This is a genomic window from Luteimonas sp. A501, from assembly GCF_054052085.1.
Window position 1 is genome coordinate 355,446 of record NZ_JBSVRI010000001.1, and the last position, 25,684, is coordinate 381,129.

24 protein-coding genes, 1 tRNA gene and 1 riboswitch are annotated in these 25,684 nt (G+C 68.4%); of the genes, 13 read left to right on the forward strand and 12 right to left on the reverse strand.

Translation table 11 applies throughout. The features are described 5' to 3' along the window. Positions 1-7: 7 nt before the first annotated feature. Genes mscL through ACW7G5_RS01580 form a run of 3 tightly spaced genes read right to left on the reverse strand, consistent with a single transcriptional unit; the run spans position 8 to position 1,502 of the window. Positions 8-421, reverse strand: a complete 414-nt coding sequence (gene mscL / locus ACW7G5_RS01570; RefSeq protein ID WP_457001230.1) for a large-conductance mechanosensitive channel protein MscL — start codon at positions 419-421, stop codon at positions 8-10. Positions 422-456: 35 nt separating this feature from the next. Beyond that, complete coding sequence (locus ACW7G5_RS01575) at positions 457-1,173, reverse strand: fumarylacetoacetate hydrolase family protein (protein WP_457001231.1); 717 nt, start codon at positions 1,171-1,173, stop codon at positions 457-459. Between the two features lie 32 nt (positions 1,174-1,205). Continuing rightward, a complete protein-coding gene (locus tag ACW7G5_RS01580; RefSeq protein WP_457001233.1) occupies positions 1,206-1,502 on the reverse strand; it encodes a hypothetical protein in 297 nt (98 codons plus the stop codon). Positions 1,503-1,552: 50 nt separating this feature from the next. Between ACW7G5_RS01580 and ACW7G5_RS01585 the strand changes: the two genes are divergently transcribed. Beyond that, a complete protein-coding gene (locus ACW7G5_RS01585; RefSeq protein WP_457002809.1) occupies positions 1,553-1,933 on the forward strand; it encodes a Rieske (2Fe-2S) protein in 381 nt (126 codons plus the stop codon). A 91-nt stretch (positions 1,934-2,024) separates the two neighbouring features. Here ACW7G5_RS01585 and ACW7G5_RS01590 read toward each other — a convergent pair whose 3' ends face one another. The 4 genes from ACW7G5_RS01590 to thiS all read right to left on the reverse strand — a co-directional run bounded on the left by ACW7G5_RS01590 (position 2,025) and on the right by thiS (position 5,818). Then, complete coding sequence (locus tag ACW7G5_RS01590) at positions 2,025-3,866, reverse strand: SLC13 family permease (protein ID WP_457001235.1); 1,842 nt, start codon at positions 3,864-3,866, stop codon at positions 2,025-2,027. Positions 3,867-3,875: 9 nt separating this feature from the next. Then, the gene (gene trmB, locus ACW7G5_RS01595) at positions 3,876-4,661 is read right to left on the reverse strand and encodes a tRNA (guanosine(46)-N7)-methyltransferase TrmB (protein WP_457001237.1); all 786 of its coding nucleotides are present in this window, start codon (positions 4,659-4,661) and stop codon (positions 3,876-3,878) included. A gap of 112 nt (positions 4,662-4,773) precedes the next feature. Continuing rightward, the gene (locus tag ACW7G5_RS01600) at positions 4,774-5,589 is read right to left on the reverse strand and encodes a thiazole synthase (RefSeq protein ID WP_457001239.1); all 816 of its coding nucleotides are present in this window, start codon (positions 5,587-5,589) and stop codon (positions 4,774-4,776) included. A 28-nt stretch (positions 5,590-5,617) separates the two neighbouring features. Continuing rightward, the gene (gene thiS / locus ACW7G5_RS01605) at positions 5,618-5,818 is read right to left on the reverse strand and encodes a sulfur carrier protein ThiS (protein WP_457001241.1); all 201 of its coding nucleotides are present in this window, start codon (positions 5,816-5,818) and stop codon (positions 5,618-5,620) included. Positions 5,819-5,969: 151 nt separating this feature from the next. Between thiS and ACW7G5_RS01610 the strand changes: the two genes are divergently transcribed. From ACW7G5_RS01610 to ACW7G5_RS01640, 7 genes are all read left to right on the forward strand, one after another. Then, positions 5,970-7,814, forward strand: coding sequence for an autotransporter domain-containing protein (locus tag ACW7G5_RS01610; RefSeq protein WP_457001242.1), 1,845 nt, complete (start codon positions 5,970-5,972; stop codon positions 7,812-7,814). A gap of 100 nt (positions 7,815-7,914) precedes the next feature. Next, positions 7,915-7,988 (forward strand) — tRNA-Gly (locus ACW7G5_RS01615). 105 nt (positions 7,989-8,093) lie between these two features. Beyond that, positions 8,094-8,471, forward strand: a complete 378-nt coding sequence (locus ACW7G5_RS01620) for a DUF6746 family protein (protein ID WP_457001244.1) — start codon at positions 8,094-8,096, stop codon at positions 8,469-8,471. A gap of 36 nt (positions 8,472-8,507) precedes the next feature. After that, positions 8,508-9,449: a 30S ribosomal protein S6--L-glutamate ligase gene (gene rimK, locus ACW7G5_RS01625; RefSeq protein WP_457001246.1), complete on the forward strand. Its 942-nt coding sequence runs from the start codon at positions 8,508-8,510 to the stop codon at positions 9,447-9,449. 254 nt (positions 9,450-9,703) lie between these two features. Then, entirely contained in the window at positions 9,704-10,201 is a 498-nt protein-coding gene (locus ACW7G5_RS01630; RefSeq protein ID WP_457001248.1) for a hypothetical protein, read from the forward strand. A gap of 7 nt (positions 10,202-10,208) precedes the next feature. Then, positions 10,209-10,892, forward strand: coding sequence for a response regulator transcription factor (locus tag ACW7G5_RS01635; RefSeq protein ID WP_343256111.1), 684 nt, complete (start codon positions 10,209-10,211; stop codon positions 10,890-10,892). Further along, positions 10,879-12,222, forward strand: a complete 1,344-nt coding sequence (locus tag ACW7G5_RS01640) for a sensor histidine kinase (protein ID WP_457001250.1) — start codon at positions 10,879-10,881, stop codon at positions 12,220-12,222. The genes ACW7G5_RS01635 and ACW7G5_RS01640 overlap by 14 nt, the downstream gene beginning before the upstream one ends. 40 nt (positions 12,223-12,262) lie before the next feature. Here ACW7G5_RS01640 and ACW7G5_RS01645 read toward each other — a convergent pair whose 3' ends face one another. From ACW7G5_RS01645 to metF, 3 genes are all read right to left on the reverse strand, one after another. Continuing rightward, complete coding sequence (locus tag ACW7G5_RS01645; protein ID WP_457001252.1) at positions 12,263-13,180, reverse strand: branched-chain amino acid transaminase; 918 nt, start codon at positions 13,178-13,180, stop codon at positions 12,263-12,265. A 59-nt stretch (positions 13,181-13,239) separates the two neighbouring features. Continuing rightward, positions 13,240-13,815, reverse strand: a complete 576-nt coding sequence (locus ACW7G5_RS01650; RefSeq protein ID WP_457001253.1) for a hypothetical protein — start codon at positions 13,813-13,815, stop codon at positions 13,240-13,242. A 99-nt stretch (positions 13,816-13,914) separates the two neighbouring features. After that, positions 13,915-14,739 carry a methylenetetrahydrofolate reductase [NAD(P)H] gene (gene metF, locus ACW7G5_RS01655; RefSeq protein ID WP_457001255.1) on the reverse strand — a complete coding sequence of 275 codons (825 nt, stop codon included), beginning with the start codon at positions 14,737-14,739 and terminating at the stop codon, positions 13,915-13,917. Between the two features lie 111 nt (positions 14,740-14,850). Between metF and ACW7G5_RS01660 the strand changes: the two genes are divergently transcribed. Together ACW7G5_RS01660 and ACW7G5_RS01665 are read left to right on the forward strand one after the other, a co-directional pair. Continuing rightward, on the forward strand, positions 14,851-15,777 hold the full coding sequence (locus ACW7G5_RS01660; RefSeq protein ID WP_457001257.1) for a M14 family metallopeptidase: 927 nt from the start codon (positions 14,851-14,853) through the stop codon (positions 15,775-15,777). A gap of 148 nt (positions 15,778-15,925) precedes the next feature. Further along, complete coding sequence (locus tag ACW7G5_RS01665; protein WP_457001258.1) at positions 15,926-17,047, forward strand: hypothetical protein; 1,122 nt, start codon at positions 15,926-15,928, stop codon at positions 17,045-17,047. A 99-nt stretch (positions 17,048-17,146) separates the two neighbouring features. Here the strand turns inward: ACW7G5_RS01665 and ahcY are convergent, their stop codons facing one another. Then, entirely contained in the window at positions 17,147-18,610 is a 1,464-nt protein-coding gene (ahcY, locus tag ACW7G5_RS01670; protein ID WP_457001260.1) for an adenosylhomocysteinase, read from the reverse strand. Between the two features lie 51 nt (positions 18,611-18,661). Further along, a riboswitch (S-adenosyl-L-homocysteine riboswitch) is annotated at positions 18,662-18,738 on the reverse strand. Positions 18,739-18,911: 173 nt separating this feature from the next. On the opposite strand from ahcY, the gene ACW7G5_RS01675 reads away from it, so the two are divergent. The 3 genes from ACW7G5_RS01675 (at position 18,912) to ACW7G5_RS01685 (ending at position 24,231) form a co-directional block, all read left to right on the forward strand. Then, positions 18,912-20,657 carry a LysM peptidoglycan-binding domain-containing protein gene (locus ACW7G5_RS01675; RefSeq protein WP_457001261.1) on the forward strand — a complete coding sequence of 582 codons (1,746 nt, stop codon included), beginning with the start codon at positions 18,912-18,914 and terminating at the stop codon, positions 20,655-20,657. Positions 20,658-20,816: 159 nt separating this feature from the next. After that, complete coding sequence (locus tag ACW7G5_RS01680) at positions 20,817-23,264, forward strand: S9 family peptidase (protein WP_457002811.1); 2,448 nt, start codon at positions 20,817-20,819, stop codon at positions 23,262-23,264. Between the two features lie 76 nt (positions 23,265-23,340). After that, positions 23,341-24,231 carry an SDR family NAD(P)-dependent oxidoreductase gene (locus ACW7G5_RS01685; protein ID WP_457001263.1) on the forward strand — a complete coding sequence of 297 codons (891 nt, stop codon included), beginning with the start codon at positions 23,341-23,343 and terminating at the stop codon, positions 24,229-24,231. 124 nt (positions 24,232-24,355) lie between these two features. Here ACW7G5_RS01685 and metK read toward each other — a convergent pair whose 3' ends face one another. Next, positions 24,356-25,570, reverse strand: a complete 1,215-nt coding sequence (gene metK, locus ACW7G5_RS01690; protein ID WP_457001265.1) for a methionine adenosyltransferase — start codon at positions 25,568-25,570, stop codon at positions 24,356-24,358. Positions 25,571-25,684 lie beyond the last annotated feature (114 nt).

The window sequence follows — 25,684 nt, forward strand, 5'->3', positions numbered from 1 at the left end:
GGGCGCGCTATCGCTTCAGCGAATCGCGGATCTCGCGCAGCAGCAGTACGTCCTCGGACGGCTCCTCGGGCGCAGCCGGTGCTTCTTCGGGCTTGCGGCTCATGCGGTTGATCGCCTTGACCACCATGAAGATCGCGAAGGCGACGATCACGAACTGGATCAGCGCGTTGATGAACTCGCCGTAGCCGATCACCACCGCCGGCACCACTTCGCCGGCGGCGTCCACGGTTTCGGCCTTGAGGGTGAGGACAAGCTCGGAGAAGTCGACTCCACCGATAAGCATGCCGATCGGCGGCATGATCACGTTGTCCACCAGCACGGTCACGATCTTGCCGAACGCGGCGCCGATGACCACGCCGACGGCGAGGTCGACGACGCTGCCGCGCATCGCGAACTCCTTGAACTCACTCATCATGCCCATCGCGTTCTCCCTGGTCTTGCCGTTGGTGGCGATGGTCAGACTACACGCGCCGGCGCGATCCGGCAGCGCAGCACGATGGCGTCGTCCAGGCGGGCCTCGCATTCGTCGCCCGGGACCAGGGCGGCCACCCCGGCCGGGGTGCCCATGAACACCAGGTCCCCGGCGCGCAGGGCATAGAGCTTCGACAGCTCGTGCAGGATGTCGGGCACGTCCCAGATCAGGTCCGACAGCGGCGCGGCCTGGCGCTCGACGCCGTTCACGGCCAGCGACAGGCGTCGCGAAGCCAGTTCGCCGATGTCTGCCGCAGGAACCAGTTCGCTCAGCGGCGCCGACTCGTCGAAGCCCTTGCCGGTGTCCCAGGGCAGGCCGGCCTTCTTGGCCGCGGCCTGCAGGTCGCGGCGGGTCAGGTCCAGGCCGACGCCGTAGCCGAACACAAGCGCCGTGGCGGTGGCGGGATCCAGCACGCCATCGGGCGCATCGCGGCCGAGCGCCACCACCAGCTCCACCTCATGGTGCAGGTCGGCAGTGGCGGGCGGGTAATGGATGGTGCTGCCGGTGGTCGCGGCATCGGCGGGCTTCATGAAAAACACCGGACTGCCGCGTTCGGCCTTCGAGGCCGGTGCCTGAGCGCCCATCTCGCGGGCGTGGTCGGCGAAGTTGCGGCCCACGCAGTACACGCGGCGCACGGGGAACTGGCCACCGCCGCGCACGGGCACGCGGACCGGCGCCGGCGCGGGGATCACGTCGGTCATGAATGGCTCCAGGAACGGGCGCGCGCTGGCGCTCAGTAGGGCAGGGTATGCGCTGGCTTGTCGACGACGCGGTATTCGGCGTCGACCACGGTACCCACGCGCGCCTGCGGCTTGCCGCGACGGCTGAAGATGCGCCGGACCAGGCCAGCCGCGAGCATCGCCGTGCCGACCACCACGCCAAGCACCAGCAGCATGGCCAGAAGCGCCAGGCCAAGCAGGCCGACCGCCATGCGCAACAGCGGATGCCGCGGCTTGCGCGGCGCGAACATGGCGCCGAGCTGGCTCGCATCAAAGCGGGCGTGGAAGGTGCGGAAGCTGCTGTTGATCATGCGGTAATGCCAGAATGTGAGGACTTGGTGATGACGTGAGTATCAGGGCCATGGCTCCGGAAGATGTAAGTGAAACGTTAACCGCCGGTGAAACCGCGCCGCTGCTGACGCTCGACGCGCTGGCCGCCGGGGGCTTCGCGGAAGCCGAGGCCCTGGTCGACGGCGCCGCTGAATCGGTCATCCTCCATCGCGATGCCGGTGGCGACGTGCGTGCCTGGCTGAACATCTGCCCGCATGCCGGGCGACGCCTGGACTGGGCGCCTGGTCGCTTCCTGGAATCGAAGGACGGGCTGCTGGTGTGCGCCGTGCACGGCGCCAGCTTCGAGACCGTGGGTGGCGTTTGCGAAGCCGGCCCCTGCCGCGGCGAATCCCTGCGCGCCGTGGCCGTCGAAGTGCGCTACGGTGCCGTCTGGCTTGCCGCCACGCCCTGACGCGCTCTTGTAGGAGCAGCTATAGCTGCGACCGGTCCCTCCGGAGACGCTGATCGCCCGGAATGAGGGGGGCAGCTACCGGTCGGGTCGCTCAGAAAATCAGGTTCACAAGCGTCACCACCACCGCCAGGTAAACCGCCGACAGTGCGGCGCCCACGCGCCACAGGTCGCGGGCGGAGTAGTCGCCGGGGCCGGTCACCATCGACACCACCGGGTTGGATGCGGTCACCAGGTTATTCGAAGCCGACAGGGCCACGATCAGCGCGAACGCGGTCGGGTCGCCGCCTGCGGCCAGCGCCAGGTTGATCGCCAGCGGCACCATCACGATGGTCGCGCCAACGTGGCTGATGACCAGCGAGAACACCGAGGTCAGCGCGGCCACGGTAAGCTGGATCACCCACACCGGCAGCCCGCTGGGCAGCTCTTCGATCGTGTGGCCGGCGATCCAGGCCGCCGCGCCGCTGGTGTCCATGGCCCAGCCCAGGGGGATCAGGCAGGCCATCAGGAACACCGTCTTCCAGCTGATCGCCGAATAGGCCTCGTCCATTTTCAGCACGCCGCAGACCAACATGCCGGCGACGCCGGTCATCAAGGCGATCGAGGTCGGCAGGTCCGAGCCCAGGGCGACCAGGATGGTGACCGCGAAGATCGCCATCGCGATCTTGAACTTGTGCGGCCGCTGCTCGCCCTTGGGATAGTCGGTGACCACCACGAAGTCGCGGTTGGCCGCGGTCTTGGCCAGGTCCTGCCAGATGCTGTGCAGGACCAGCATGTCGCCGGCGCGCAGCGGCAGGTTGCGGATGCCCTCGCGCAGCACCTCCTTGTCGCGGTTCACCGCCAGCAGGCTGATGCCGTAGTTCTTGCGCATGGCCAGTTCGGCCTGGGTCTTGCCGATGAATTTCGAGGTCGGTGGTACCACGGCTTCGGAGATGCCGGCGCGGCTGGGGTTGAACAGGTCGCCGAACTCGCGCAGCCGGCTCGACATGCGCAGCATGTTGTTCTGCGAGAAGTCCGCGATCTGCTGCCGCGGACCCATCGCACCGATCACGCTGCCGACCCAGATGCGGGCGTCCGCGGGCGGCGCCAGGCGCGAGTCGTTGCCGGTCTTCAGCGCCAGCAGCAGCGGCGCGCCGTGCAGGCTTTCGGCTTCGCCGAGCGCCATGCCGACCAGCGGGCTGTCGGCGCTGACGGTGAGTTCGAAGACGTCGCCCTCGATGCCGTAGGCGCGCGCAAAGTAGCTCTGCGTGCGCGCCGGGGTCACGCTGCCGTCGCTCTCGCCGCCGCCGCCCAGCAGCCTGTCGCCGAAGAAATGGAAATAGGCCAGCGCGAGCACCAGCAGGGTCAGGCCGATCGGCAGCGGCGCGAACATCGGCAGCGGCTCGAGCGTGGCCACGCCGGAGGGCAGGTTGGCATTGGCCGCGACCAGCAGGTCGTTGAGCAGGATCAGCGGGGAGTTGCCGACCATGGTCAGCGAGCCGCCCATGATGATCGCGGCGCAGATCGGCAGCAGGAAGCGCGACAGGCGCAGGCCGGTGCGCGAGGCCAGGCGCGAGGCGACCGGCAGGTACAGCGCCATCACCGACGGATTCTGCATGAACGACGAGTTGAGGCCGGCGATCGCCGAGGTGTAGAGCAGCAGCCGTTTCTCTGCGCCCTTGGACCGCCGCAGCAGCCAGGCCGCCAGGCGGTTGAGCGCGCCGGTGCGGTCCAGGCCCATGCCCAGGATCATGGTCGCGATGATGCTGATCACCGCGTTGGACGAGAAGCCGTTGAAGATGTCCTCGGGTGCGACCAGGCCGGTCAGGCCCAGCACCACCAGGACGACCAGCGCCACCAGGTCGGCGCGCACGCGTTCGAACAGGAACAGCCCCATCACCATCGCCACCAGCCCGAGGACGAGCTTCATGTCGGTGGTGAGGGCCAGCGTCTCCATGTCCTGCGTCTAGTCCCCGGTCCTGCCGTGCGGCCTGCTTTCGTCGAGCATCCCGTCGTGGGGCACCCTGTCATAAAGCAGGTCCCACACGCCGTGGCCGAGGCGCTGGCCACGGCTTTCGAAATGCGTCTGCGGGCGCCACATCGGCCGCGGCACGTGGCCGCGGGCGCCGGCGCGGTTGCGCAGGCCCTCCGTGGCGTCGAGTACGTCCCACATCTGCCCGGCATAGTCGTGCCAATCGGTGGCGAGGTGCAAGCGGCCATCGGGCGCGAGCTTGCGCACCAGCAGCGCGGCGAACGCGGGATTCACCAGCCGGCGCTTGTTGTGGCGCTTCTTGTGCCAGGGATCGGGGAAGTAGATGCGGACTTCGTCGAGGCCCGCATCGGCGACCTCGTTCTCCAGCACTTCCACCGCGTCGTGGTGGTAGACGCGGACGTTGTCGCTGCCGTCTTCGGCGAGCGCGTTGAGCAGGCGACCGACGCCGGGCGCATGGACCTCGATGCCGATGTGGTCGCGCGCGGGGTCGTGCGCGGCCGAATGGCGCAGCGCCTCGCCGTTGCCGAAGCCGATCTCCAGGATCCGCGGCGCGCTGCGGCCGAAGGCGGCGTCGAAGTCGCGCGGGGTGCCGGCGTAATCCAGCCCGAAGCGCGGCCACAGGTCATCGAAGGCGCGCTGCTGCGCGGGCGTGAACCGGCCTTGGCGTAGCACGAAGCTGCGCACGCGGCGATTGCCGTCTTCGACCGTGAACGGCTTCGGCGGCGCCTTGGAACCAGGGCTCGAGAACGGATCGGTCACGCCGCGGGACACCGGCTTTTGTGGGAGCGGCTACAGCCGCGATTGCCGGCTGTCCCGGACGGGAAGGCAATCGCAGCCATAGCTGCTCCTGCAGGGGCGGGAGCGAGGGTCATCAGCCAAGGAGACCGTCGACCGGGGACGAGGCGCTGGCGTAGCGCTTGCGCGGGATGCGACCGGCGCGGAAGGCGGCGCGGCCGGCCTCGACGGCGAGCTTCATGGCGTGCGCCATCAGCACCGGTTCGCGCGCGCCGGCGATGGCGGTGTTCATCAGCACGCCGTCGCAACCGAGCTCCATCGCGATCGCGGCGTCGGACGCGGTGCCAACGCCTGCGTCGACGATGATCGGCACTCGGGCGTTGTCGATGATTTCCAGCAGGCTCCACTTGTTCTGGATGCCGAGGCCGGAGCCGATGGGCGCGGCCAGCGGCATCACCGCCACGCAGCCTATCTCCTCCAGCTGCTTGGCCAGGATCGGGTCGTCGGAGGTGTAGACCATGACGTCGAAGCCGTCGGCGACCAGCAGCTCGGCGGCCTTCAGCGTCTGCACCACGTCCGGGTACAGGGTCTTCCGGTCGCCCAGGACCTCCAGCTTGACCAGCTTGTGGCCGTCCAGCAGTTCGCGGGCCAGGCGCAGGGTGCGCACGGCTTCCTCGGCGGTGTAGCAGCCGGCGGTGTTGGGCAGGATGGTGTAGCGGTCGGGCGGCAGCACGTCGAGCACGTTGGGCTCGCCCGGGTCCTGGCCGGCCGCGCGGTTGAAGAGCGGGGTGCGGCGGATGGCCACGGTGACGATCTCGGCGCCCGCGGCCTCGGTGGCCAGGCGGGTCTCGTCGAGGTCCTTGAACTTGCCGGTGCCGGTGAGCAGGCGGGAGCGGAAGGGCGTGCCGGCGATGACGAGGGCGTCGTCGCCGTAATTGTCTGGACTGGTCATTGCGCCATTATTGCGCAAGCGTTGCCGTTCAGCCGCCCCCCAGGGCGTGAACGACCTCGATCCGGTCCCCGGCCTTCAGCGCGTGTTCGGCGTGCAGGCTGCGCGGGATGATGGTGCCGTTCACTTCCACCGCCACCTTGCGCCCCGCCAGCTCGTTGGATTCAAGCAGGGCGAGGACAGTGCAGGGGCCGGGAAGGGTTTGGGCTTCGCCGTTGAGGATGATGTTCATGGCGGGCATTGTCGCCCGCCGGCGGTGCGATTGCATGTCCGCGCCCCGGTGTTGCCGCAGTGCACATTGAGTGGCACGCCGCCCGCGTGGAAAGATGGCGGATTCATATCGGGCGCAGGCGCCTTGATATCCCCCCCGCAAGGAATCCACGATGCCGAAGCCCCGCACCCTCCGTCGCACCCTGCTGACTGTCGCGCTCGCGCTGGCCGCGCTGCCGGTGGCCGCCGTCGCCAATGACCAGCCGTTCTCGCAGACGGTGTTCTTCGGCGACAGCCTCACCGATGCCGGCTATTTCCGGCCGCTGCTGCCGCCAGAAGTGCAGGCGGTCACCGGGCAGTTCACCACCAATCCGGGCCTGGTCTGGTCGCAGTGGCTGGCGCAGCACTACGGCACCGACGCCTCGCCCAACGGCAATGGCCAGTCCGGCGACAACTACGCTGCCGGTGGCTCCCGCAACGGCGTCGACGTCAACGGCGCGCTCGGATTCACGCCGTCGCTGGCGACGCAGGCCACGGCCTACCTCACCGCCAACGGCGGCCGCGCCGATGCGGATGCCCTGTATACGGTCTGGGGCGGTGCAAACGACCTGTTCGCAGTCGCCGCCGACCCGGCCAATGCCCAGGCGATCATCGGCGGCGCGGTGGCGGCGCAGGTCGGGATCATCGGCAGCCTGCAGGCTGCGGGCGCGCGCTACGTGCTGGTGCCCAATATCCCGGACCTCGGCCTGACCCCGGCGCAGATCGCCCAGGGCCCGGGCGCGCAGGCGCAGGCCACGGCGCTTTCGACCATGTACAACGAGGCCCTGTTCGGCGCGCTGGCGGCCAACGGCCTGAGCGTGATCCCGGTCGACGCCTTCAGCTTCCTGCGCGAGGTGACGGCCAATCCCGCCATGTTCGGGATCGGCAATGTCACCGGAACCGCCTGCATGCCGCAGATCACCGCGCAGTCGCTGACCTGCAACCCGACCAGCCTGGTGAGCCCGGACGCGCCGCAGACCTATTTGTTCGCAGACGGCGTGCATCCCGCCAGCGGCGCGCACCGCGCGCTGGCCGACCTGGCCATGGCCGCGATCGAAGGCCCGCGCCAGATGGCGGTCCTGCCGCATTCGGCCGCAGGCACCGGCCGCAACCGCGCCGCGCGCGTGGACGCGCAGATCGCCGGCCGCGGCGATGCTGCGGGTTCGCGCTGGTGGACCGACCTGCGCGGGGACTTCCAGCGCTATGCGCACGGCGACCACTACGACGGCGCCGGCCCGGCGCTGACGGTCGGCATGGACTGGGGCAACGACAGCCTCGTCTATGGCGGCTTCATCGGTTACGGCGCGCAGGCCAATGACTGGGGCAAGCGCCGCGGCGAATGGGACCAGGCCGAGATTTCGGTCGGCGGCTACCTGGGCTGGAAGAGCGACGCCGGCGGCTGGATCAACGGCCAGCTCAGCTACACCAGCCTGGACTTCGACATCGAGCGCCAGGTGACCCTGGGCCCGGCGCTGCGCACGCACACCGGCTCGACCGACGGCAGCAACCTCGGCCTGGCGCTGCAGGGCGGCTGGGAGTTCGGCGAAGGCGCGCTGCGCCACGGTCCGGTGCTTGGCGTGGTCATGCAGCAGATCGAGATCGACGGCTTCAACGAGAGCGACCCGGCGCTGTCGACCTCGCTGGGCTACCTCGACCAGGAATTCGATTCCACGGTCGGCAGCGCCGGCTGGCAGCTCGCCTACGAGATCCACGATCACCTGCAGCCCTACGCGCGGCTGACCGTCGACCGCGAATTCGAGGACGAGGCCACGCAGGCCTTCGCTCGCTCGCAGTCGGTCACCGGCTCGCTGCCCTACGCCGTGCCCGGCGTCGAGTACGACCAGTCCTGGGTGACCCTGACCTTCGGCGCGCGCACGCAGCTGTTCGGCATGGACGCCAACATCGGCGCCAGCGTCAACAGCGGCGAGAAGCGTGGCAAGCACGCGATGGTGTTCGCCAGCGTCGGCGCCGGCTTCTGAGTCCCGGCCCGCCGCGCGGCCAGTCCGTGCGGCCGGCCCGGCCGGCGTGCACGCGCGGCGTTGCCAAGGCCCGCGACCGGGCCCTAGACTTGTACCAGATGCGGGTGTAGCTCAATGGCAGAGCAGAAGCTTCCCAAGCTTACGACGAGGGTTCGATTCCCTTCACCCGCTCCATTTCCTCCCGGCCCATGGAACTCGCGGGCGACCTGCGGTCGCCGACGTGCATGCATCTGGTAATGGGATTCATTATCATCTGCTGTCCCCACGCCCGGAGTCACCATGAAAAACCTGTCCCTGTTGTTTGCCGGCCCCTTGCTTGCGCTGGGCCTTTGCGGCACCGCGCATGCGGACGAGCGCCCAGAGCATTTCGAAGGCGAGGCCTCGGCCACGCTTGACCAGGCGCTGGCCAACTTCGCGAATTACAACGCGCAGCTGGCCGCGGTCCTGGCCGAGGACGACATGCGGCCGGAACACACGGCGAAAATCCACGAGCTGACCTATACCCTCGAAAACGCGCTGGAGAAGATCGCGTCGGAGCTCGATGACCTGGCCGAAACGCTGGAAGCCGTGCACGTGGCGTCGGAGCGCTACGAGGTCGACACGGTGAGGGCGCAGGGCCGGAAGTACCTCGATACCGCGGCCAAGATCGCCCGCTGAGCCATTCCCCCACGGCCACGTCCAGGCGCCACGTCGATGAAGCTCGCCATCCTGTCGCGCAACGGCAAACTGTATTCGACCCGTCGCCTGGTCGAGGCCGCGCGCCAGCGCGGGCACAGCGCCCGGGTCCTGGATCCGTTGCGCTGCTACATGCGCATCGGCAAGGAGGGCTTCGCACTGCGCTACAAGGCGCAGTCGCTGGCCGGCTACACCGCCGTGATCCCGCGTATCGGTGCTTCGATCAACCGCTACGGCAACGCCGTCCTGCACCAGTTCGAACTGATGGGTTGCCATACGCCCAACCCGTCGGCGGCGATCATGGCCGCGCGCGACAAGCTGCGCTGCCACCAGCTGCTGGCAGCGCAGGGCATCGACATGCCGGTGACCGTGTTCGGCGACAACCCCGACGATACCGACGACCTGCTGGCGATGCTCGGCGCGCCGCCGCACGTGATCAAGCTCACCGAAGGCACCCAGGGGCGCGGGGTGATGCTGACCGAGAAGGCGTCGGCTTCGCGCGGGGTGGTTGATGCGCTGCGCGGCCTGTATGCGACCTTTCTGCTGCAGGAGTTCATCGCCGAGGCCGGCGGTGCGGATATCCGTTGCCTGGTGGTGGGCGACGAAGTGGTTGCGGCGATGCGGCGGCAGGCGCCCGAAGGCGATTTCCGCGCCAACCTGCATCGCGGTGGCAGCGCCGAGGCCGTTGCGGTGGATGCGGACGTGGCGGCGGTGGCCGTGCGCGCGGCGAAAGTACTGGGCCTGGGCGTGGCGGGGGTCGACCTCGTGTCCTCCGCGCGCGGCGCGCTGGTGCTGGAGGTCAATGCCTCGCCTGGCCTGGAAGGCATCGAGCGTTCCACCGGTGTCGATGTCGCGGGGAAGATCATCGAATTCGTCGCGGCGGCGGCCATCGGGGCGGGAATGGCCTCGCGGACGCGTGCGAGGCGAGCGCCCCAGAAACGAAATTTGACGGGAATTTAACGCCCCTTTAATCAATCCGCGAGTAGCTTTGCCCACGAGCAACGTGTTTCGCGTGCTTCGGAACTCTCCAGTCGTCAGCTGTGGATTGTGGTCAATCGGGTCAACACCTACTTGGGCCCGGGCGAAGTTTTCGCCCGGGCCATTTTGTGCCCGCAATTGTGCGAGTCTTGGCGGGCAGGCAGAATCAATCGGCCTGCAGCCCCACGGTACGGGGCTGTCCGCGTCCCACTCCAACATCACTTCGGGGGTTCGAAATGTACAAACCGGTTCTGTTGTTCCTTCTGGCGTTGCTCGTGTCGGCTCCGGCCGTCGCAAATATCAGTGCAGGCGGCGAAGCCTTCCAGCCCGGCAATGGGCTGGACCTGAGCAGCTCGTTCAATGCCCAGCGCGACGCCATCATCAAGGCCCTGGACGATGGCGAGACCTACAGTGAGATCGCGGCCGATGACGCGCAGGTCGTCAAGGCGTCGCTGGCACGCATCACCAGCCTGCTGGCCAGCAGTGCCGGGAGCGTGGACCAGCTTCCGCACAACACCAAAATCCAGGTGTTCAACGAGCAGGAGCGGATCAACACGCTGCTGTCGCGCGCCCATGCGGACAGCCGCATGGTCTGCAGGCGTGAGAAGGTCACCGGTTCAAACATGTCCACCAACGTATGCATGACCGTGGGCGACCGCCGTCGCGCCGCGGAGGCCGCCAGGGACTTCATGAAGAACAATCCCAGGGCCATGTCCCGTCCCACCGAAACCTGAGGTTCCAGTGCGCATCCTCGTCATCGAAGACAACCAGGACATCGCCGCCAACATCGGCGATTACCTCGAAGACCGCGGTCACACGGTCGATTTCGCCGCGGACGGGGTCACCGGCCTGCACCTGGCGGTGGTCCACGACTTCGACGCCGTGGTGCTCGACCTCAACCTGCCCGGGATGGACGGCCTGGAAGTCTGCCGCAAGCTGCGCAACGAGGCCCGAAAGCAGACGCCGGTGCTGATGCTGACTGCTCGCGACAGCCTCGACAGCAAGCTTGCCGGCTTCGATTCCGGTGCCGACGACTACCTGATCAAGCCCTTCGCGCTGCAGGAGGTCGAGGTCAGGCTCAATGCCCTGGCGCGCCGCGGCAAGGGCGTGCAGACGCGCGTACTCGAGGTCGGGGACCTCGAGTACAACCTCGACACCCTCGAGGTGCGCCGCGGCGGCAAGCTGGTGCAGCTCAATCCCACGGCGCTCAAGATCCTGCAGTCGCTGATGGAGGCCTCGCCTGCGGTGGTCACCCGCCAGGAGCTGGAGACCCGCGTCTGGGGCGAGGAGCTCCCGGATTCCGACAGCCTGCGCGTGCACATCCACGGCCTGCGCGCGGTGATCGACAAGCCCTTCCCCACGCAGCTGGTGCAGACCCGCCACGGCATCGGCTACCGGATCGCCGTGCCCGATGTCCCAAGCTGAGGGCGACGCGCCTTCGCCGAAGGCATTCGGCCGGAGGCGCTACCGCCGGCGGCTGCGCAGCCGGATCATCCTCTCGTTCGTCCTGCTTGGGCTCGGCCTGACCGCGATGTTCGCGATCGCCGCCGTCTTCGTCGGCGCGGTGGTGGAGGACCAGACCGTCGGCAGCGTGCTCAAGCACAACGTCGACGAGTACGCCGAGCGCTTCTACAAGGACCGCAGCGCCGAGTGGGCGCCGTTGAGCAGCGTGCGCGCGATCGTCTATGGCCCCGGGCGGCTGCACAACGTGCCGCCGGACTGGGCCGAGCTCGAGACCGGCGTGTACAACATCACCGGCGAGGAGGACGGCGAGCCGTTCGTCTACCGGCTGGTGGTGAAGAAGGACGCGGAGTACTGGTTCTTCCTTGCCCAGGACATGACCAATACCGCCGAGGTGCGCGCCCGGATCAAATTGATCCTGATCGCCGCGGTGGTCCTGTTCACCATGCTGGCCGGCGTGATCGGCTGGTGGTCGGCATCGCGGGTGATGCGGCCGGTGTCGGAGCTGGCCAACCTCCTCGGCGCATCCGGCGACAGCGCACGCCCCGGCGCACTGGCGCCGCATTTCCCCGACGACGAGGTCGGCGAGCTGGCGACCGCGCTCGACGACTACGCCGCACGCCTGACCGAAGTGGTGCAACGCGACCGGGAGTTCAACGCCGACGTCAGCCATGAGCTGCGCACGCCGCTGGCGGTGGTCAAGGGCGCGGTGGAGCTGCTGCTGTCGCGCCCCGACGTCGACGACAAGACGCTGGCACGCCTGCAGCGCATCCAGCGTGCCGAACAGCAGTGCACGGACCTGATCAGCGCGTTGCTGCTGCTCTCGCGCGCCGAGCGCGGACATGGCAGCACCGATGTCTGCCGCGTTGCCGAGCAACTGCTGGAGGCCCATCGTTCGCAGCTCGGCGGCAAGGCGCTGGAACTGCGCCTGGAGGGCGAGGCCGGGCGCCTGATGGTGGACGCGCCGGAGGCGGCGGTTTCGGTTGCGCTGGGCAACCTGATCGGCAACGCCGTGAAGTACACCATGGCCGGCACGATCGTGGTCCGCCTGCACGACAACGCGGTCGACGTGATCGATTCCGGGCCGGGCCTCAGCGCGGAGGACGCCGCGCACCTGTTCGAGCGCGGCTACCGCGGCAGCCACGCCGCGCACACCCACGGCGGCGGCATCGGCCTGTCCATCGTGCGCCGCCTGTGCCGGCTCTACGGCTGGCAGGTGCGCGTGGTGCCGGGCGCCGAGCGCGGCGTGGTCGCCACGCTGTACTTCGATGCCGGGGACGCGGCGACCGGCTGATGCCGGCCCGGCACCCGCTTGTGCCCGGCGCCATGGCCGCCTATGAAGCCAGCGGTTCCAGCCAGCCGCGGGTATCCGGCGTGCTGCCCTCGAACAGGCCGAAGAACAGCTCCTGCAGGCGCAGCGTCACAGGGCCCGCGCGCCCGGCCCCGACCTGGCGACCGTCCACCGAGCGGATCGGCGTGATCTCGGCGGCGGTGCCGCACATGAACAACTCGTCGCACAGGTAGAGGTATTCGCGCGGAAGGTCGCGCTCGACAACGGCGATGCCGGCGTCCTGCGCCAGCTGGATGATCGAATCGCGGGTGATGCCGTTGAGGAGCGCGGCACTCACCGGTGGCGTGTGCAGCACGCCGTCGAAGACCAGGAACAGGTTCTCGCCGGCGCCTTCGCTCAACAGCCCGGTGGATGCCAGCGCGATGCCCTCGCCAAAGCCCAGGCGCCGCGCCTCGCGCGCCACCAGTTGGCCCGACAGATAGTTGCCGCCAGCCTTGGCGCCGGCAGGAATGGTATTGGGTGCGAAGCGCTGCCAGCTGGAGACGCAGGCGTCGATGCCTTCGCTGAGTGCGCCCTCGCCCAGGTAGGGACCCATGTGCCAGCTCGCCACTGCGACGTCGATCGGCGTCTCCGCGCTCAGCCCGAAGCCGCCCAGGCCGCGCCACGCCACCGGCCGCAGGTAGGCCTGTTCCAGTGCGTTGCGGCGGACGACTTCGTGGCAGGCGGCGTCGAGTTCTTCCAGCGTGTACGGGATCACCATGTCGTAGATGCGCGCCGAGGCGAACAGGCGGCGGATATGGTCCTGCAGACGGAAGATCGCGCTGCCGCCGGGGGTCTTGTAGGCGCGGATGCCCTCGAATACGGACGAGCCGTAGTGCAGCCCATGCGACATCACGTGGGTGTTTGCTTCCGCCCAGGGCTTGATGCCGCCGTTGTGCCAGATCCATTCCGGGTACTGCATCGCGTTGCTCCGCCTTGTGGAACCGTCATTGTGGCGCAGGCGGCCGTGCCGCTGTGCGCTCAGAGCGCGATCCACCAGCAGTCCATGTGCCTGCGCAGTCCGAAGGTGGTGCTGGACGGGGTGATGCCGTCGGCAAGCACCTGGTCGATGCGCAGCGCGACCGGGCGCCGCGGAGGCTCGGGCGTCGCAGGCGGTGACGGTGGAGCGGCCAGGGTCGCCGGCATGCCCCACGGCGGCTGTCCGGTGGGCGCGACCACGGTCCGGGCCGGGCGAAGGGCGGTGATGTTGAGCAGCGGGCGGCTGGCGATCGCGTCAAGCCGCTCGACCAGCGCATGGGCGCTGCGCGTGGACATGCCGGGCCAGTGGTAGCTGCGGGCCAGCCGGTTGGTGTCGCGGGCGTCGATGGCCGCGGTGACTTCGAACACAAGGTCACGCAGGCGGCGCGAGCAACCGCCGCGGTAGCGTGGCGCGGCGTTGGCACCGGTGCCGCCTTCGACCGCTGGCCGGCTCTCGATCGCGCCCAGCGAGTCGCAGCTGCGATCGGTGTACACGGTCCCGCCGTCGGGCGTGGTGCATTGCCGGATCTGGGCGTGGGCGGGCGTGGGCAGGGCTGCGGCCACAGCGAGCATCGCCATGGCCGACAACAGTGCAGCGGCCCGGGCGGGGTGTCGCAGGTACGGCATCGGGCAAGGGTACAGCGACAGGCTGCCGCGCAGAAGCGCGTGTCCGCGGACTCAGGACAGCCTGTCGAGGACGGCAGCGGTCGGGCGCGCGAGATTGAGCGTGTAGAAGTGCAGCCCCGGCGCGCCGCCGTCGATGAGGCGCCGGCAGAGGTCGGCGACGAAGTCCGCGCCCAGCTGGCGGATGCTGTCGGCGTCGTCGCCATAGGCGGCCATGCGTTTGGTCAGCCAGCGCGGGATCTCGGCGCCGCAGGCTTCGGAGAAGCGTCGGAGCTGGCTGAAGTTCACGATCGGCATCACGCCAGGCACGATCGGGACGTCCACGCCGGCCGACCGCACCTCATGCGCGAAGCGGAAGTAGGCATCGGCGTTGTAGAAGTACTGGGTGATCGCGCCGTTGGCACCGGCGTCGATCTTGGCCTTGAAGTTGCGCAGGTCGACGAGTGCGTCCTCGGCCTGCGGATGGATTTCCGGATAGCAGGCGACTTCGATGTGGAAATGGTCGCCGTGCTCGGCACGGATGAAGGCGACAAGATCCGCGGCGTAGCGGAATTCGCCGGGATGGCCCATGCCCGATGGAAGGTCGCCGCGCAGGGCGACGATGCGGTGGCAGCCGGTCTCGCGGTAGCGCGCCAGCAGGGCGGCAATTTCCTCGCGGGTGCCGCCCACGCAGGACAGGTGTGGCGCGGCATCAAGACCGTGGTCGTCGATCAGCATGCGCACGGTGTCGCCGGTGTAGCTGAGCGTGGAGCCGCCGGCGCCGAAGGTGCACGACACATAATCCGGCGACCAGGCCTTGAGCCTGGCCGCAGTGCGGCCGAGCTGGGCGCGCTGGGCGTCGTCCTTGGGTGGATAGAACTCGAAGCTGATCGGAGTCATCGGCGGGTGTCCGTCAGGGGTCGGTGGATCATATCGCTTTATCGCGATGGATGTGAAGAGTGCGGCGCGACTGTTAGAGTCACCGGCCTATTCAAGTCCAGGACAGTCGAAATGGCGGAAAGGCAGCACTTCCATCCCATCGGTATTCCCGGCCAGCCCTGGGGCGAGGCCGAGCGCGTGGCATGGCGCGCCGCGCAGCGACGCCAGCGCAGCTACCGCGAGGAGGTACTGGCCGCGATCGAGGGGCTGGTCACGGACTGGGAAGTGGTCGAATACGGCGAGCTCGCGTACGACACCGACCGTTATCCGCTGCTGGCGCTGCGGAGTCGCGATTGGGACGCGGCGCTGCCGGTGATGCTGGTCACCGGTGGCGTGCACGGATACGAGACCAGTGGCGTGCATGGCGCCCTGGAGTTCGCGTCGGAGCATGCGCGGGAGCATGCCGGCCGCGCCAACCTGACGATCGTTCCCTGCGTGAGCCCTTGGGGCTACGAGCATTTCCAGCGCTGGAACCCGGAGGCGGTCGATCCCAACCGTTCGTTCCTGTCCGACAGCCCGGCGCTTGAATCCGCCGCGCTCATGCAACTGGTGGCCGGGCTTGGCGGACGCGTGCTGATGCACATCGACCTGCACGAAACCACGGACACCGATGAATCCGAGTTCCGCCCGGCGCTGGCCTCACGCGACGGCAAGCCCTTCGAACCAGGCTCGATCCCGGACGGCTTCTACCTGGTCGGCGACAGCGACAACCCGCAGCCGGACTTCCAGCAGGCGGTGGTCGCGGCGGTGGAGCGGGTGACCCACATCGCAGCGGCCGATTCCAGCGGTGAAATGATCGGTTCGCCGGTCGTCGCCCACGGCGTGATCAACTATCCGGTCAAGGCGCTGGGCCTGTGCGCCAGCCTGACCGATGCGCGCTACGTCACCACCACCGAGGTCTATCCGGACAGCCCCTCGGCGACGCCGGCGCAGTGCAACGCGGCCCAGGTCGCGGCGGTACGCGCGGCGATCGACTACGCATTGGCGCACGTGGCCTGAGCGTTGGCGGCTGGCGGCAGGCATCGCACCGCAGGTCATCACGCTACCGGTTGCCGGATGCAAGGGGGAGCGCGGTTGATGCAGGCCGGGCCGATGCGCGATGCTGCCGTCCCCCACAGGATTGGCGGATGCCTCAAAGGACGGAGACATGGACGGAGACATGGACGGACACATGGACGGACACATGGACGGGACCAGCCACCTCGAGACCCTGCTGTCGCTGGGCCTCATCGACGAGCGGATCCACCGCCTGGCCGTCGCGCGCCTGCGCGATCCCGGGACCGGCGATCCCGGCTTCGCCAATGCGGGCCAGATGCTGGCATGGCTGAGGGACGAGGGCATCCTCGAGCAGGGTGGGGACGACGACGAATACCTGGCGCGGCTGGATGATCCCGGGAATGCCGAGGCGGTCGAGCAGGTCCTGCAGGATTTCCTGCACGCAAGCCGTGCATCGGCCCCGGACCCGTCCGGCCGGGGCTACGGGCTCCTGAGCCTGGTCCTTGGCGCGGTGGCGGTGGTCGTCCTGGGCGCTTTCGTCTGGGACCTGCTGGTAGCGAGCCGTACGCCAAGTTGCGGCGACAAGGGCATCCTGTCGAGCCTGCGTTCGGGCGCCTCCGCACTGGCGCGCGCGGAGGAGCGGAAGAACCCGCTCGCGGCAATGAACGACCGTGCGGCGGGGAACGGCCTGGGGCGTCAGGTCATGCGCGCCAGCTTTCGCCAGCCGCAGGAGATTGCCTACCTGCAGGAAGAGCGTGTCCGCCTGTGCAGCGTGACCGTGGTTCTCGACGACCAGCAGGATGAGATCGGCTACAGCATCACCCCCACCGAAGGCGGCTACGAGCTGCGGGGCGCTCACAGCGAATGGCTTCGCGCCAAGTACCGGCCGGTCGCCGACGCCGGCGCACCCCTGGGTACTCCGGTGATCACGGAGGCGTTCCGGGTGGCGTCGGACCGGCTGGAGGCTGGGACCGGGATGGCGCGCAAGCTGGCGCGGCAGGGGCCTGCATCGGAGCTCGACCGCGAGGTGCTGCCGCTGGGACCGTGTGTTGGGGGCGATGCCGGTGTCGTGACCTGTCCACTGCTGTTCCAGCGGAACGACCGCCTGATCCAGGCCCTCGGCGGCAGCGGCCTGCAGCTGGTGAAGGGTGACTTCGACTTCGTCAGCGAGGGCGCTGGCTGGCGCGCCGCGGATGGATTTGACGACAGGTACGTCGAGGCCGTGGCGAAGGGCCGGATCGATGAGCTGCTGGTCCAGCCGGGTGCCGAATAGGCGCTGCGGCGTTCACCGGTGCAGCACAGGGCCGGGCGCGCCAAAAGCAAGCGGGCGCCTTCCGGCGCCCGCGGCTGTCGCAACGACCGGCTTTCCCGGTCAGTAGCGGTAGTGCTCTGGCTTGAACGGGCCTTCCACCGGCACGCCCAGGTAGTCGGCCTGTTCCTGCGTCAGCTTGGTCAGCCTCACGCCGATCTTCTCCAGGTGCAGGCGCGCGACTTCCTCGTCGAGCAGCTTGGGCAGGATGTAGACCTTCTTCTGGTACGTGTCCTTGTTGGCCCACAGGTCGATCTGCGCCAGCGTCTGGTTGGCGAACGAGTTCGACATCACGAAGCTCGGATGACCGGTGGCGCAGCCCAGGTTCACCAGGCGGCCTTCGGCGAGCAGGAACATCGCGTTGCCGTTTGCGAACACGTACTTGTCCACCTGCGGCTTGATGTTGATGATCTCCACGCCGTCCACCGCCTTCAGCGCATCGACCTGGATCTCGTTGTCGAAGTGGCCGATGTTGCAGACGATGGCCTGGTCCTTCATCGCGGTCATGTGCTCGACGCGGATGATGTCCTTGTTGCCGGTGGTGGTGACGTAGATGTCGGCCTCGCCGAGGGTCTCCTCGATGGTCGCGACCTCGAAGCCCTCCATCGCTGCCTGCAGCGCGCAGATCGGGTCGATTTCGGTGACGATCACGCGCGAACCATAGGCACGCAGCGACGCCGCGCAGCCCTTGCCGACGTCGCCATAGCCGCAGACCACGGAGACCTTGCCGGCCAGCATCACGTCCAGCGCGCGCTTGAGGCCGTCGGCCAGCGACTCGCGGCAGCCATACAGATTGTCGAACTTCGACTTGGTGACCGAGTCGTTGACGTTGATCGCCGGCACCAGCAGCTGGCCGTCCTGGGCCAACTGGTAGAGGCGGTGCACGCCGGTGGTGGTCTCTTCGGAGACGCCCTTCCAGTCGCGGACCACGGTGGTCCAGAAGCCGGGGCGCTCTTTGGCGACGCGCTTGAGCAGGTTCTTGATCACCTGCTCCTCGTGGCTGGACGCGGGGGCGTTGACCCAGCTCTCGTCGCCCTGCTCGAGCTCGAAGCCCTTGTGGATCAGAAGGGTCACGTCGCCGCCGTCATCGACCACCATCTGCGGGCCGAGAAATTTATCTTTACCGTCGGCGCCCTTGCCGTCGGGGAAGCTCAGCGCCTCGAGCGTGCAGTCCCAGTACTCCTCCAGCGTCTCGCCCTTCCAGGCGAACACGGGAGTGCCGGTGGCGGCGATGGCGGCGGCAGCGTGGTCCTGGGTCGAGAAGATGTTGCACGAGGCCCAGCGCACGTCGGCGCCGATGTCCTTCAGGGTCTCGATCAGCACCGCGGTCTGGATGGTCATGTGCAGCGAGCCGGTTACGCGCACGCCCTTGAGCGGGGCGCTGGCGGCGTGCTTGCGGCGGATGGACATCAGTCCCGGCATCTCGTGCTCGGCGATGTCGATCTCCTTGCGGCCCCAATCGGCCAGGGAGATGTCGGCGATCTTGTAATCACCTTCCGTGGAGAAGGTCTTGGCAACGGCATTCATGGTGCAGCTCCGGTTTCTTGTGCCCGCTCCCGCTTGGGAGGGGGTGGGGTGGGGAACCGGGCGCCGTTCGGGTGCGATCCGCCGAGCCTGGCCGTGCTGGTTCCACGGTCGCAGCGCCCCTCGGCGGAGGCGCGGATTATATCGCCTGCGGCTCGCGGGCGAACTGCCGAGGCTGTCCCTGCCCCAAACGGCGGCTCCCGTGGCGGCCGGCGGGACCGCAACCTAGGGTCGCACCGGGTTCAGGGCGCGCCGTGCTTTCACTAGTCTGGGCCCATCCCCCGGAATGATCGGACGCGTGACCATGGCCATCACAGCAATCGGATACACCCAGCCCGCCCCGCCGCCGCCTGAGCCGCCGAAGCAGTACGAAATCGCGCGCGGCGACAGCATCGACAGCATCGCCAAGGCACATGGCACCACCCCGCAGGCGCTGATCGGTGCCAACCCGCAGCTGTCCAATCCCGACACGCTGTACCCCGGCGACATGCTCGACCTGCCGGCCGCCGCCGCCGAACAGGCCGACGCGGGCGGCTCGGCCAAGGTCACCGGCGACGAAACCGCGAAGACCGGCACCGAAGCCAACGGTACGAGTTCGAAGCGCGAAGCCAGCGTCGGCGTGTCAGACGACGGCGTGACCGTGGGCGGGAAGCAGACCGACAAGACCACCACCACCGATGCCGACGGCAACAAGTCCACCAGCGGCACCAGCGTGGGAGGCAGCGTCGCGGTCGATCCCGACAAGGGCACCCTTTCCTTGGCGGGCAACGCCGGGTTCACCGAGAGCGTCAAGAACTCGAAGGGCGTCGGCCTGAGCTTCGGCATCGACGGCAGCACCACGGTCGTGACCGGCCAGAAGACCGAGGACGGCGTCACCACCTACACCGCGTCCAGCGACGTGTCGGTGACGCTGAATGCAGGCGTGGACGTGAAGCAGGCAGGCCTGGAATACGGCCGCACCGACGGCATCAAGGCGTCCTACGAAGTCTCGATGCCGGAGCAGGCGGCGAAGAACACCGACCTGGCCAGCGTCAATCCGTTCGATCCCGCGTCGATGCCGACCGGCACGATCATCAAGATCGACGGTTCCAGCTATTCAAGCAACGAGTTCAAGGCCACCTTCCGGAACATCGCCGCCGAGACCAAGGTGACCAACGAGGAGGGCACCAGCCTCCTGGTGGAGAAGACCGGGGCCGACACCGTGCGGGTGACCGCCGGGCCGACCGAGGCCATCCAGGCGTACAACGGAGTGGGCCTGGATTTCGAGCAGGTCAAGGTCATGCTGGGCAATGACACCAGCCTGAGCAGCGCCACGCTCAAGACCGCGGAGTTCGACCTGTCCACGGCCGAAGGGCAGGCCGCGTACAGCGACTTCGTGGCCAACGGCAACATGCCTGTCGACAACGGCACCGGCGTGTCGGAAGTGAAGACCATCGAGAAGATCGACTATTCCTCGCAGGCCAAGGTCGACGTGAAGCTTGGCCCCGTGGAGCTCGGCCTGGACGGCGCGAAGAACACCGGCAATTCGGTGGTCACCACGTATCCCGACGGCACCATGGAGCGCACGTTCGACGTGCAGTACAGCGACAACGTGCCGATGACGCTGACGCAGAAGTACGATGCCGAGGGCGAGGAAATCATCGGCGAGCGGCAGTACGCATTCACCATGAAGGTCGACGAGAACACGGCGCAGATGATCAACGCCGCGCAGACCGGTGACGTGGACAAGGCGCATGACGGCCCGGTGCAGCCAGGCGACACCATCACCATCAGCTATACCGAGGCCGAAATGGCCGAGCTCCAGGGCCATGCCGAAGGCGCGCTCGAGGCTACCGACGGCATGGATTCCAGGCTGCGCGTCCTCACCCAGGACTACGATGGAAACCCGGTGGAGACTTTCGATTTCGCGCTGGGCCTGGCCCGCAACCTCGGTGGAACGGAGTACGGCAGCGCCGAGAGGCTGTTCACCATCTCGAGCTCGGCCGATGGCAATTACGCCGATGGCAACTATGTGCAGTTGCCGGGCACGGTGACGGTGCAGGACGGCTGACCGCATGCGATGGCAGTGCCGTGGCGGACATGACCGTCGCCACGGTACGCGGGGGTGGTGCACGGGCTAGGCTCGGGGTTTGCCTTGAGCAGGACCCACGCCTTGCATACGCCCGCATTGAAGTACCTCGCCGCTCCGTTGCTGCTCGCCTGCCTGGCGATGGTGCCGGCGCCATCGCAGGCCCGCGACACGGCTCCAGGCGCCGCGACCGCCAGCGACACCACCAGCGACACCAATGGCTACCGCCTGCCGGTGCCCGCGCTGCGCGCGATCGTCGACGCGCCACAGGTGCCGCGCCTGTCGCTGTCGCCCAAGCGCGACCTGATCGCCTACATGCAGGTGCCGTCGCTGCCGGGCATCGATGTCGTCGCCCAGCCCGAACTCAAGCTCGCCGGCCTGCGCATCCATCCGCGCACGCAGTCGGCCAGCGCCTTCAGCTTCATCGATGACCTCTGGCTGCAGTCCGTGGACGACGGCGCCGAGCGCCGCATCCAGGGCCTGCCGCAGCCGCTGGCGCTGGCGTCCCTGCAGTGGTCGCCGGACCAGCGCCACATCGCCTTCAGCCACGTCGACCAGCGCGCCGGGCACGTCGAGCTGTGGCTGGTCGACGTGGCCGCTGGACGCGCGCGGCGCTTGATCGAACAGCCGCTGGGCACAGTGGTCGGCAGCGGCTTCGACTGGCTGCCCGACGGCAGCGGGCTGATCGCGCTGCTGCGGCCCGAAGGGCAGGGCGCGGCGCCGGAAAGCGACGGCATTCCCCGCGGCCCGAACATCCAGCAGACCGACGGCGGCGGCCAGGTGCAGAGCCTGCGCACCTACCAGGACCTGTTGGGCAACCCGCATGACGAAGCCCTGTTCGCGTATTACATGACCCGCCAGCTGGCGCGGGTCGGGCTGGACGGGCGGGTCGCGCCGATCGGTGGGCCGGAGCTGTACGTGGGCGCATCGGTGTCGCCGGACGGCAGCCACTTGCTGCGCCAGCGCCTGGAGCGCCCGTTCTCCTACGTGGTGCCGTATTCGCGGTTCCCGCGGCGCATCGACGTGATCGGAATGGATGGCAGGTTGCTGCATACCGTGGCCACGCTGCCGCTGGTGGAAGGCCTGCCCACGGGCAATGACGCCGTGGCCACCGGCGTGCGCCGCATCGCGTGGCGCGCCGATGCGCCGGCGACGCTGGTCTGGGCCGAGGCGCAGGACGGCGGCGATCCCGCGCGCGAGGCGGCGGTGCGCGACCGCGTGTTCGCCCATGCCGCGCCCTTCACCGGCGAGCCCGGCGTGCTCGCCGACCTGTCGATGCGCTACGGCGGCGTGCGCTGGGGCCACGGCGGGTTGGCGCTGCTGACCGAATCCTGGCGGAAGACGCGGCAGACGCGCGAATGGCGGCTTGCCCCCGACAGCGCAGCCGCGCCCGTGCTGCTGCGCGAAGGCTCATACGAGGATCGCTATGCGGATCCCGGCACGCCGGTGATGCAGCTGGACGATCGCGGCTTCGCGCGACTGCTGACCACCGGCGGTGGCGAAACGATCTACCGCATCGGCGACGGTGCTTCGCCGGAGGGCGACCGGCCCTTCGTCGACCGGCAGGACCTGGCCGGTGGCGGCGTGGAGCGCCTGTTCCAGTCGGAGGCGCCCTGGTACGAAGCGCCGTTCGCGCTGCTGGATGCGGAGGCGTCGCGCATCCTCACCACACGCGAGTCCCCGGTCGAACCCGCGAACATCCTGCTGCGCACTCTCGGTGCCGCTGCGGATGCCGAACCGGTCGTACTGACCGACTTCCCGCATCCAACGCCCGAGCTGCGCGGCGTGAGCAAGGAGCAGATCCGCTATTCGCGCGCGGACGGCGTCGAGATGACCGCCGACCTGTACCTGCCGGCCGGCCATGACGCAAAGCGCGACGGCCCGCTGCCGATGCTGATGTGGGCCTATCCGCGCGAGTTCAAATCCGCGGATGCCGCAAGCCAGGTGCGCGGCTCGCCGCATCGCTTCAACCGCATCAGCTACTGGGGGCCGCTGGCCTGGCTGGCGCGCGGCTATGCCGTGCTCGATGGCCCGACCATGCCGATCATCGGCGAAGGCGACGCCGAGCCCAACGACACCTACGTGAAGCAGCTGGTCGCGAGCGCGCAGGCGGCCGTGGACGCAGTGGTGGAGCGTGGCGTGGCCGACCGCGACCGCATCGCCATCGGCGGGCATTCCTACGGTGCGTTCATGACCGCCAACCTGCTGGCGCACTCGGACCTGTTCCGCACCGGCATCGCGCGCAGCGGCGCCTACAACCGCTCGCTGACGCCGTTCGGCTTCCAGGCCGAAGAGCGCAACTACTGGCAGGCCACCGACGTCTACCACGCGATGTCGCCGTTCAACCACGCCGACAGCATCAACGAGCCGATGCTGATCATCCACGGCGAACAGGACAACAATTCCGGCACTTTCCCGATGCAGAGCGAACGCATGTACGCGGCGATCAAGGGCCTGGGCGGCACCGCTCGCCTGGTGATGCTGCCCAACGAGTCGCATGGCTACCGCGCGCGGGAGTCGATCCTGCACATGCTGGCGGAAACGGACGAATGGCTGGAAACGCACGTCAAGGACGCAGGGCCGAGGTAAGGCCGAAACGACGGAGGCGACGATGCAGGCTGGGCCGGCAGGCGTCCATCCATCTTCAACTGACGGGAGGACGGCCATGCCGTTGAGTGGGCGTATTGCAATTGTCACGGGTGCGGGCGGTGGACTTGGCCGCCAGCACGCCCTTTACCTTGCGCGCAAGGGCGCGCGCGTCGTGGTCAACGACATCGGGAGCGGGCAGGCCGAGGCCGTGGCCGCGGAGATCCGCGCTGCCGGCGGCGAAGCCCTTGTCGCGGCCGGTTCGGTTACCGACGAAGCCGCGGTCGCGGCGATGGTCGCGCACGCGCTCGAGACGTGGGGGCGCATCGACATCCTGGTCAACAACGCCGGCATCCTCCGCGACAAGAGCTTCGGCAAGATGGAGCTGGAGGCCTTCCGCCAGGTCGTCGACGTGCACCTGACGGGCGCGGCGATCTGTACCAAGGCGGTGTGGGAAACGATGCGCGCGCAGGGCCATGGGCGCATCGTGATGACCACGTCCTCGTCGGGGCTGTGGGGCAATTTCGGCCAGGCCAACTACGGCGCGGCGAAGATGGCGCTGGTCGGGCTGATGCAGACCCTGGCCATCGAGGGCGCCAAGTACGACATCCGGGTCAACTGCCTGGCGCCGACGGCGGCCACGCGGATGATGGAAGGCATCCTGCCGGAGGAGCAGCTGGCGGCGCTGGATCCGGCGCTGGTCAGTCCGGCGCTGCTGCCGCTGGTGGTGGAAGGCGCTCCGACGCGTGCGATCGTCTGCGCCGGCGGCGGGCATTTCGCGCGCGCGTACGTGACTCTCACCGAAGGCCGGTACATGGGTGCCGGCGACGATGCCGGTGAGCGCCTGATCGCCGAATGGGATGCGGTATCCGATCCGGCAGGCCAGGTCGTACCCGAGTACGGCTTCACCCAGGCCGAGCGCGAAGTGGCCAGCGCGCAGGCGCACGCGCCGCCGTCCGTGCCGGCCTGAGCGCCAATAAAACCTGTAGGAGCAGCTATAGCTGCGACCTGCGCCCCGTGACCGGTAGCGATCGCAGCTATGGCTGCTCCTGCAAAAAACGCGGGGAGGGGCTGCGGTCCGCAGCCCCCGGTCCTCAGAGCTTCGCGGCCTTGCGCAGCTCTTCGGCCTTGTCCGTCTTCTCCCAGGAGAAGGCGGTGGCGGTGTGCGTCTTGCCGGCGGCGTCCACATAGCTGACGTCCTGCGGCTTGCGGCCGAAGTGGCCGTAGCTTGCGGTGCGCTGGTAGATCGGGTGCACCAGGTCCAGCATCTTGATGATGCCGTAGGGGCGCAGGTCGAAATGGCGGCGGATCAGCTTCTCGATCACGTCGTCGCCGACCTTGCCGGTGCCGAAGGTGGTCACCGAGATCGAAGTCGGCTCGGCGACGCCGATCGCGTAGCTCAGCTGCACCTCGCAGCGGTCGGCAAGGCCCGCGGCCACCACGTTCTTGGCGACGTAGCGCGCGGCGTAGGCGGCCGAACGGTCGACCTTCGACGGATCCTTGCCCGAGAACGCACCACCGCCGTGGCGCGCCCAGCCGCCGTAGGTGTCGACGATGATCTTGCGGCCGGTGAGGCCGCAATCGCCCACCGGGCCGCCGATCTCGAACTTGCCGGTCGGGTTGATGTGGTACTTGGTGCCCTTGTGCAGCCACTTGGCAGGCAGCACGGGCTTGAGGATTTCTTCGCGCACGGCTTCGATCAGGTCCTTCTGCCTGATGCCCGGCGCGTGCTGGGTGGACAGCACCACGGCGTCGATGGCGGTGGCCACGCCGTCGTCATAGCGCAGGGTGACCTGGCTCTTGGCGTCCGGGCGCAGCCAGGGCAGCGGCGACTTCCTCTTCTTGCGCACCTTGGCCTGCTGCTCGACCAGCCGATGCGACAGGTGGATCGCCGCGGGCATGAAGCTCGAAGTCTCGTTGGTGGCATAGCCGAACATCAGGCCCTGGTCGCCGGCGCCCATTTCCTCGGGCTTCTTGCGGTCCACGCCCTGCGCGATGTGCGGCGACTGCTTGCCGATCAGGTTCAGCACGCCGCAGGTGGCGCCGTCGAAACCGACGTCCGAGGAGTTGTAGCCGATGTCCAGGATCACCTTGCGTGTCAGGGCCTCGAGATCGATCCACGCGCTGGTGGTGATCTCGCCGGCCACGATCGCGACGCCGGTCTTGACCATGGTTTCGCAGGCCACGCGGGCAGCCTTGTCCTGGGTCAGGATGGCGTCGAGCACGGCGTCCGAGATCTGGTCGGCGATCTTGTCGGGATGGCCTTCGGAGACCGATTCGGAAGTGAACAGAAAGGACGGGCTGGTCATCGCGACTTATATCCCTTGATGCGGATGAAAGGATGGGCGGGCATGATACACGGGCGTGGAGCCATGTGCATTCTGCAGGCTGGCAATGATCCGGACGTAAAGGCGCGGTCCGGG

What these genes read in the sequence shown, in the direction of transcription:
- mscL (WP_457001230.1), bottom strand. Translation starts at nt 421, where the DNA reads ATGGGCATGATGAGTGAGTTCAAGGAGTTCGCGATGCGCGGCAGCGTC.
- ACW7G5_RS01575 (WP_457001231.1), bottom strand. Translation starts at nt 1,173, where the DNA reads ATGACCGACGTGATCCCCGCGCCGGCGCCGGTCCGCGTGCCCGTGCGC.
- ACW7G5_RS01580 (WP_457001233.1), bottom strand. Translation starts at nt 1,502, where the DNA reads ATGATCAACAGCAGCTTCCGCACCTTCCACGCCCGCTTTGATGCGAGC.
- ACW7G5_RS01585 (WP_457002809.1), top strand. Translation starts at nt 1,553, where the DNA reads ATGGCTCCGGAAGATGTAAGTGAAACGTTAACCGCCGGTGAAACCGCG.
- ACW7G5_RS01590 (WP_457001235.1), bottom strand. Translation starts at nt 3,866, where the DNA reads ATGGAGACGCTGGCCCTCACCACCGACATGAAGCTCGTCCTCGGGCTG.
- ACW7G5_RS01600 (WP_457001239.1), bottom strand. Translation starts at nt 5,589, where the DNA reads ATGACCAGTCCAGACAATTACGGCGACGACGCCCTCGTCATCGCCGGC.
- thiS (WP_457001241.1), bottom strand. Translation starts at nt 5,818, where the DNA reads ATGAACATCATCCTCAACGGCGAAGCCCAAACCCTTCCCGGCCCCTGC.
- ACW7G5_RS01610 (WP_457001242.1), top strand. Translation starts at nt 5,970, where the DNA reads ATGCCGAAGCCCCGCACCCTCCGTCGCACCCTGCTGACTGTCGCGCTC.
- ACW7G5_RS01620 (WP_457001244.1), top strand. Translation starts at nt 8,094, where the DNA reads ATGAAAAACCTGTCCCTGTTGTTTGCCGGCCCCTTGCTTGCGCTGGGC.
- rimK (WP_457001246.1), top strand. Translation starts at nt 8,508, where the DNA reads ATGAAGCTCGCCATCCTGTCGCGCAACGGCAAACTGTATTCGACCCGT.
- ACW7G5_RS01630 (WP_457001248.1), top strand. Translation starts at nt 9,704, where the DNA reads ATGTACAAACCGGTTCTGTTGTTCCTTCTGGCGTTGCTCGTGTCGGCT.
- ACW7G5_RS01640 (WP_457001250.1), top strand. Translation starts at nt 10,879, where the DNA reads ATGTCCCAAGCTGAGGGCGACGCGCCTTCGCCGAAGGCATTCGGCCGG.
- ACW7G5_RS01645 (WP_457001252.1), bottom strand. Translation starts at nt 13,180, where the DNA reads ATGCAGTACCCGGAATGGATCTGGCACAACGGCGGCATCAAGCCCTGG.
- ACW7G5_RS01650 (WP_457001253.1), bottom strand. Translation starts at nt 13,815, where the DNA reads ATGGCGATGCTCGCTGTGGCCGCAGCCCTGCCCACGCCCGCCCACGCC.
- metF (WP_457001255.1), bottom strand. Translation starts at nt 14,739, where the DNA reads ATGACTCCGATCAGCTTCGAGTTCTATCCACCCAAGGACGACGCCCAG.
- ACW7G5_RS01660 (WP_457001257.1), top strand. Translation starts at nt 14,851, where the DNA reads ATGGCGGAAAGGCAGCACTTCCATCCCATCGGTATTCCCGGCCAGCCC.
- ACW7G5_RS01665 (WP_457001258.1), top strand. Translation starts at nt 15,926, where the DNA reads ATGGACGGAGACATGGACGGACACATGGACGGACACATGGACGGGACC.
- ahcY (WP_457001260.1), bottom strand. Translation starts at nt 18,610, where the DNA reads ATGAATGCCGTTGCCAAGACCTTCTCCACGGAAGGTGATTACAAGATC.
- ACW7G5_RS01675 (WP_457001261.1), top strand. Translation starts at nt 18,912, where the DNA reads ATGGCCATCACAGCAATCGGATACACCCAGCCCGCCCCGCCGCCGCCT.
- ACW7G5_RS01680 (WP_457002811.1), top strand. Translation starts at nt 20,817, where the DNA reads ATGGTGCCGGCGCCATCGCAGGCCCGCGACACGGCTCCAGGCGCCGCG.
- ACW7G5_RS01685 (WP_457001263.1), top strand. Translation starts at nt 23,341, where the DNA reads ATGCCGTTGAGTGGGCGTATTGCAATTGTCACGGGTGCGGGCGGTGGA.
- metK (WP_457001265.1), bottom strand. Translation starts at nt 25,570, where the DNA reads ATGACCAGCCCGTCCTTTCTGTTCACTTCCGAATCGGTCTCCGAAGGC.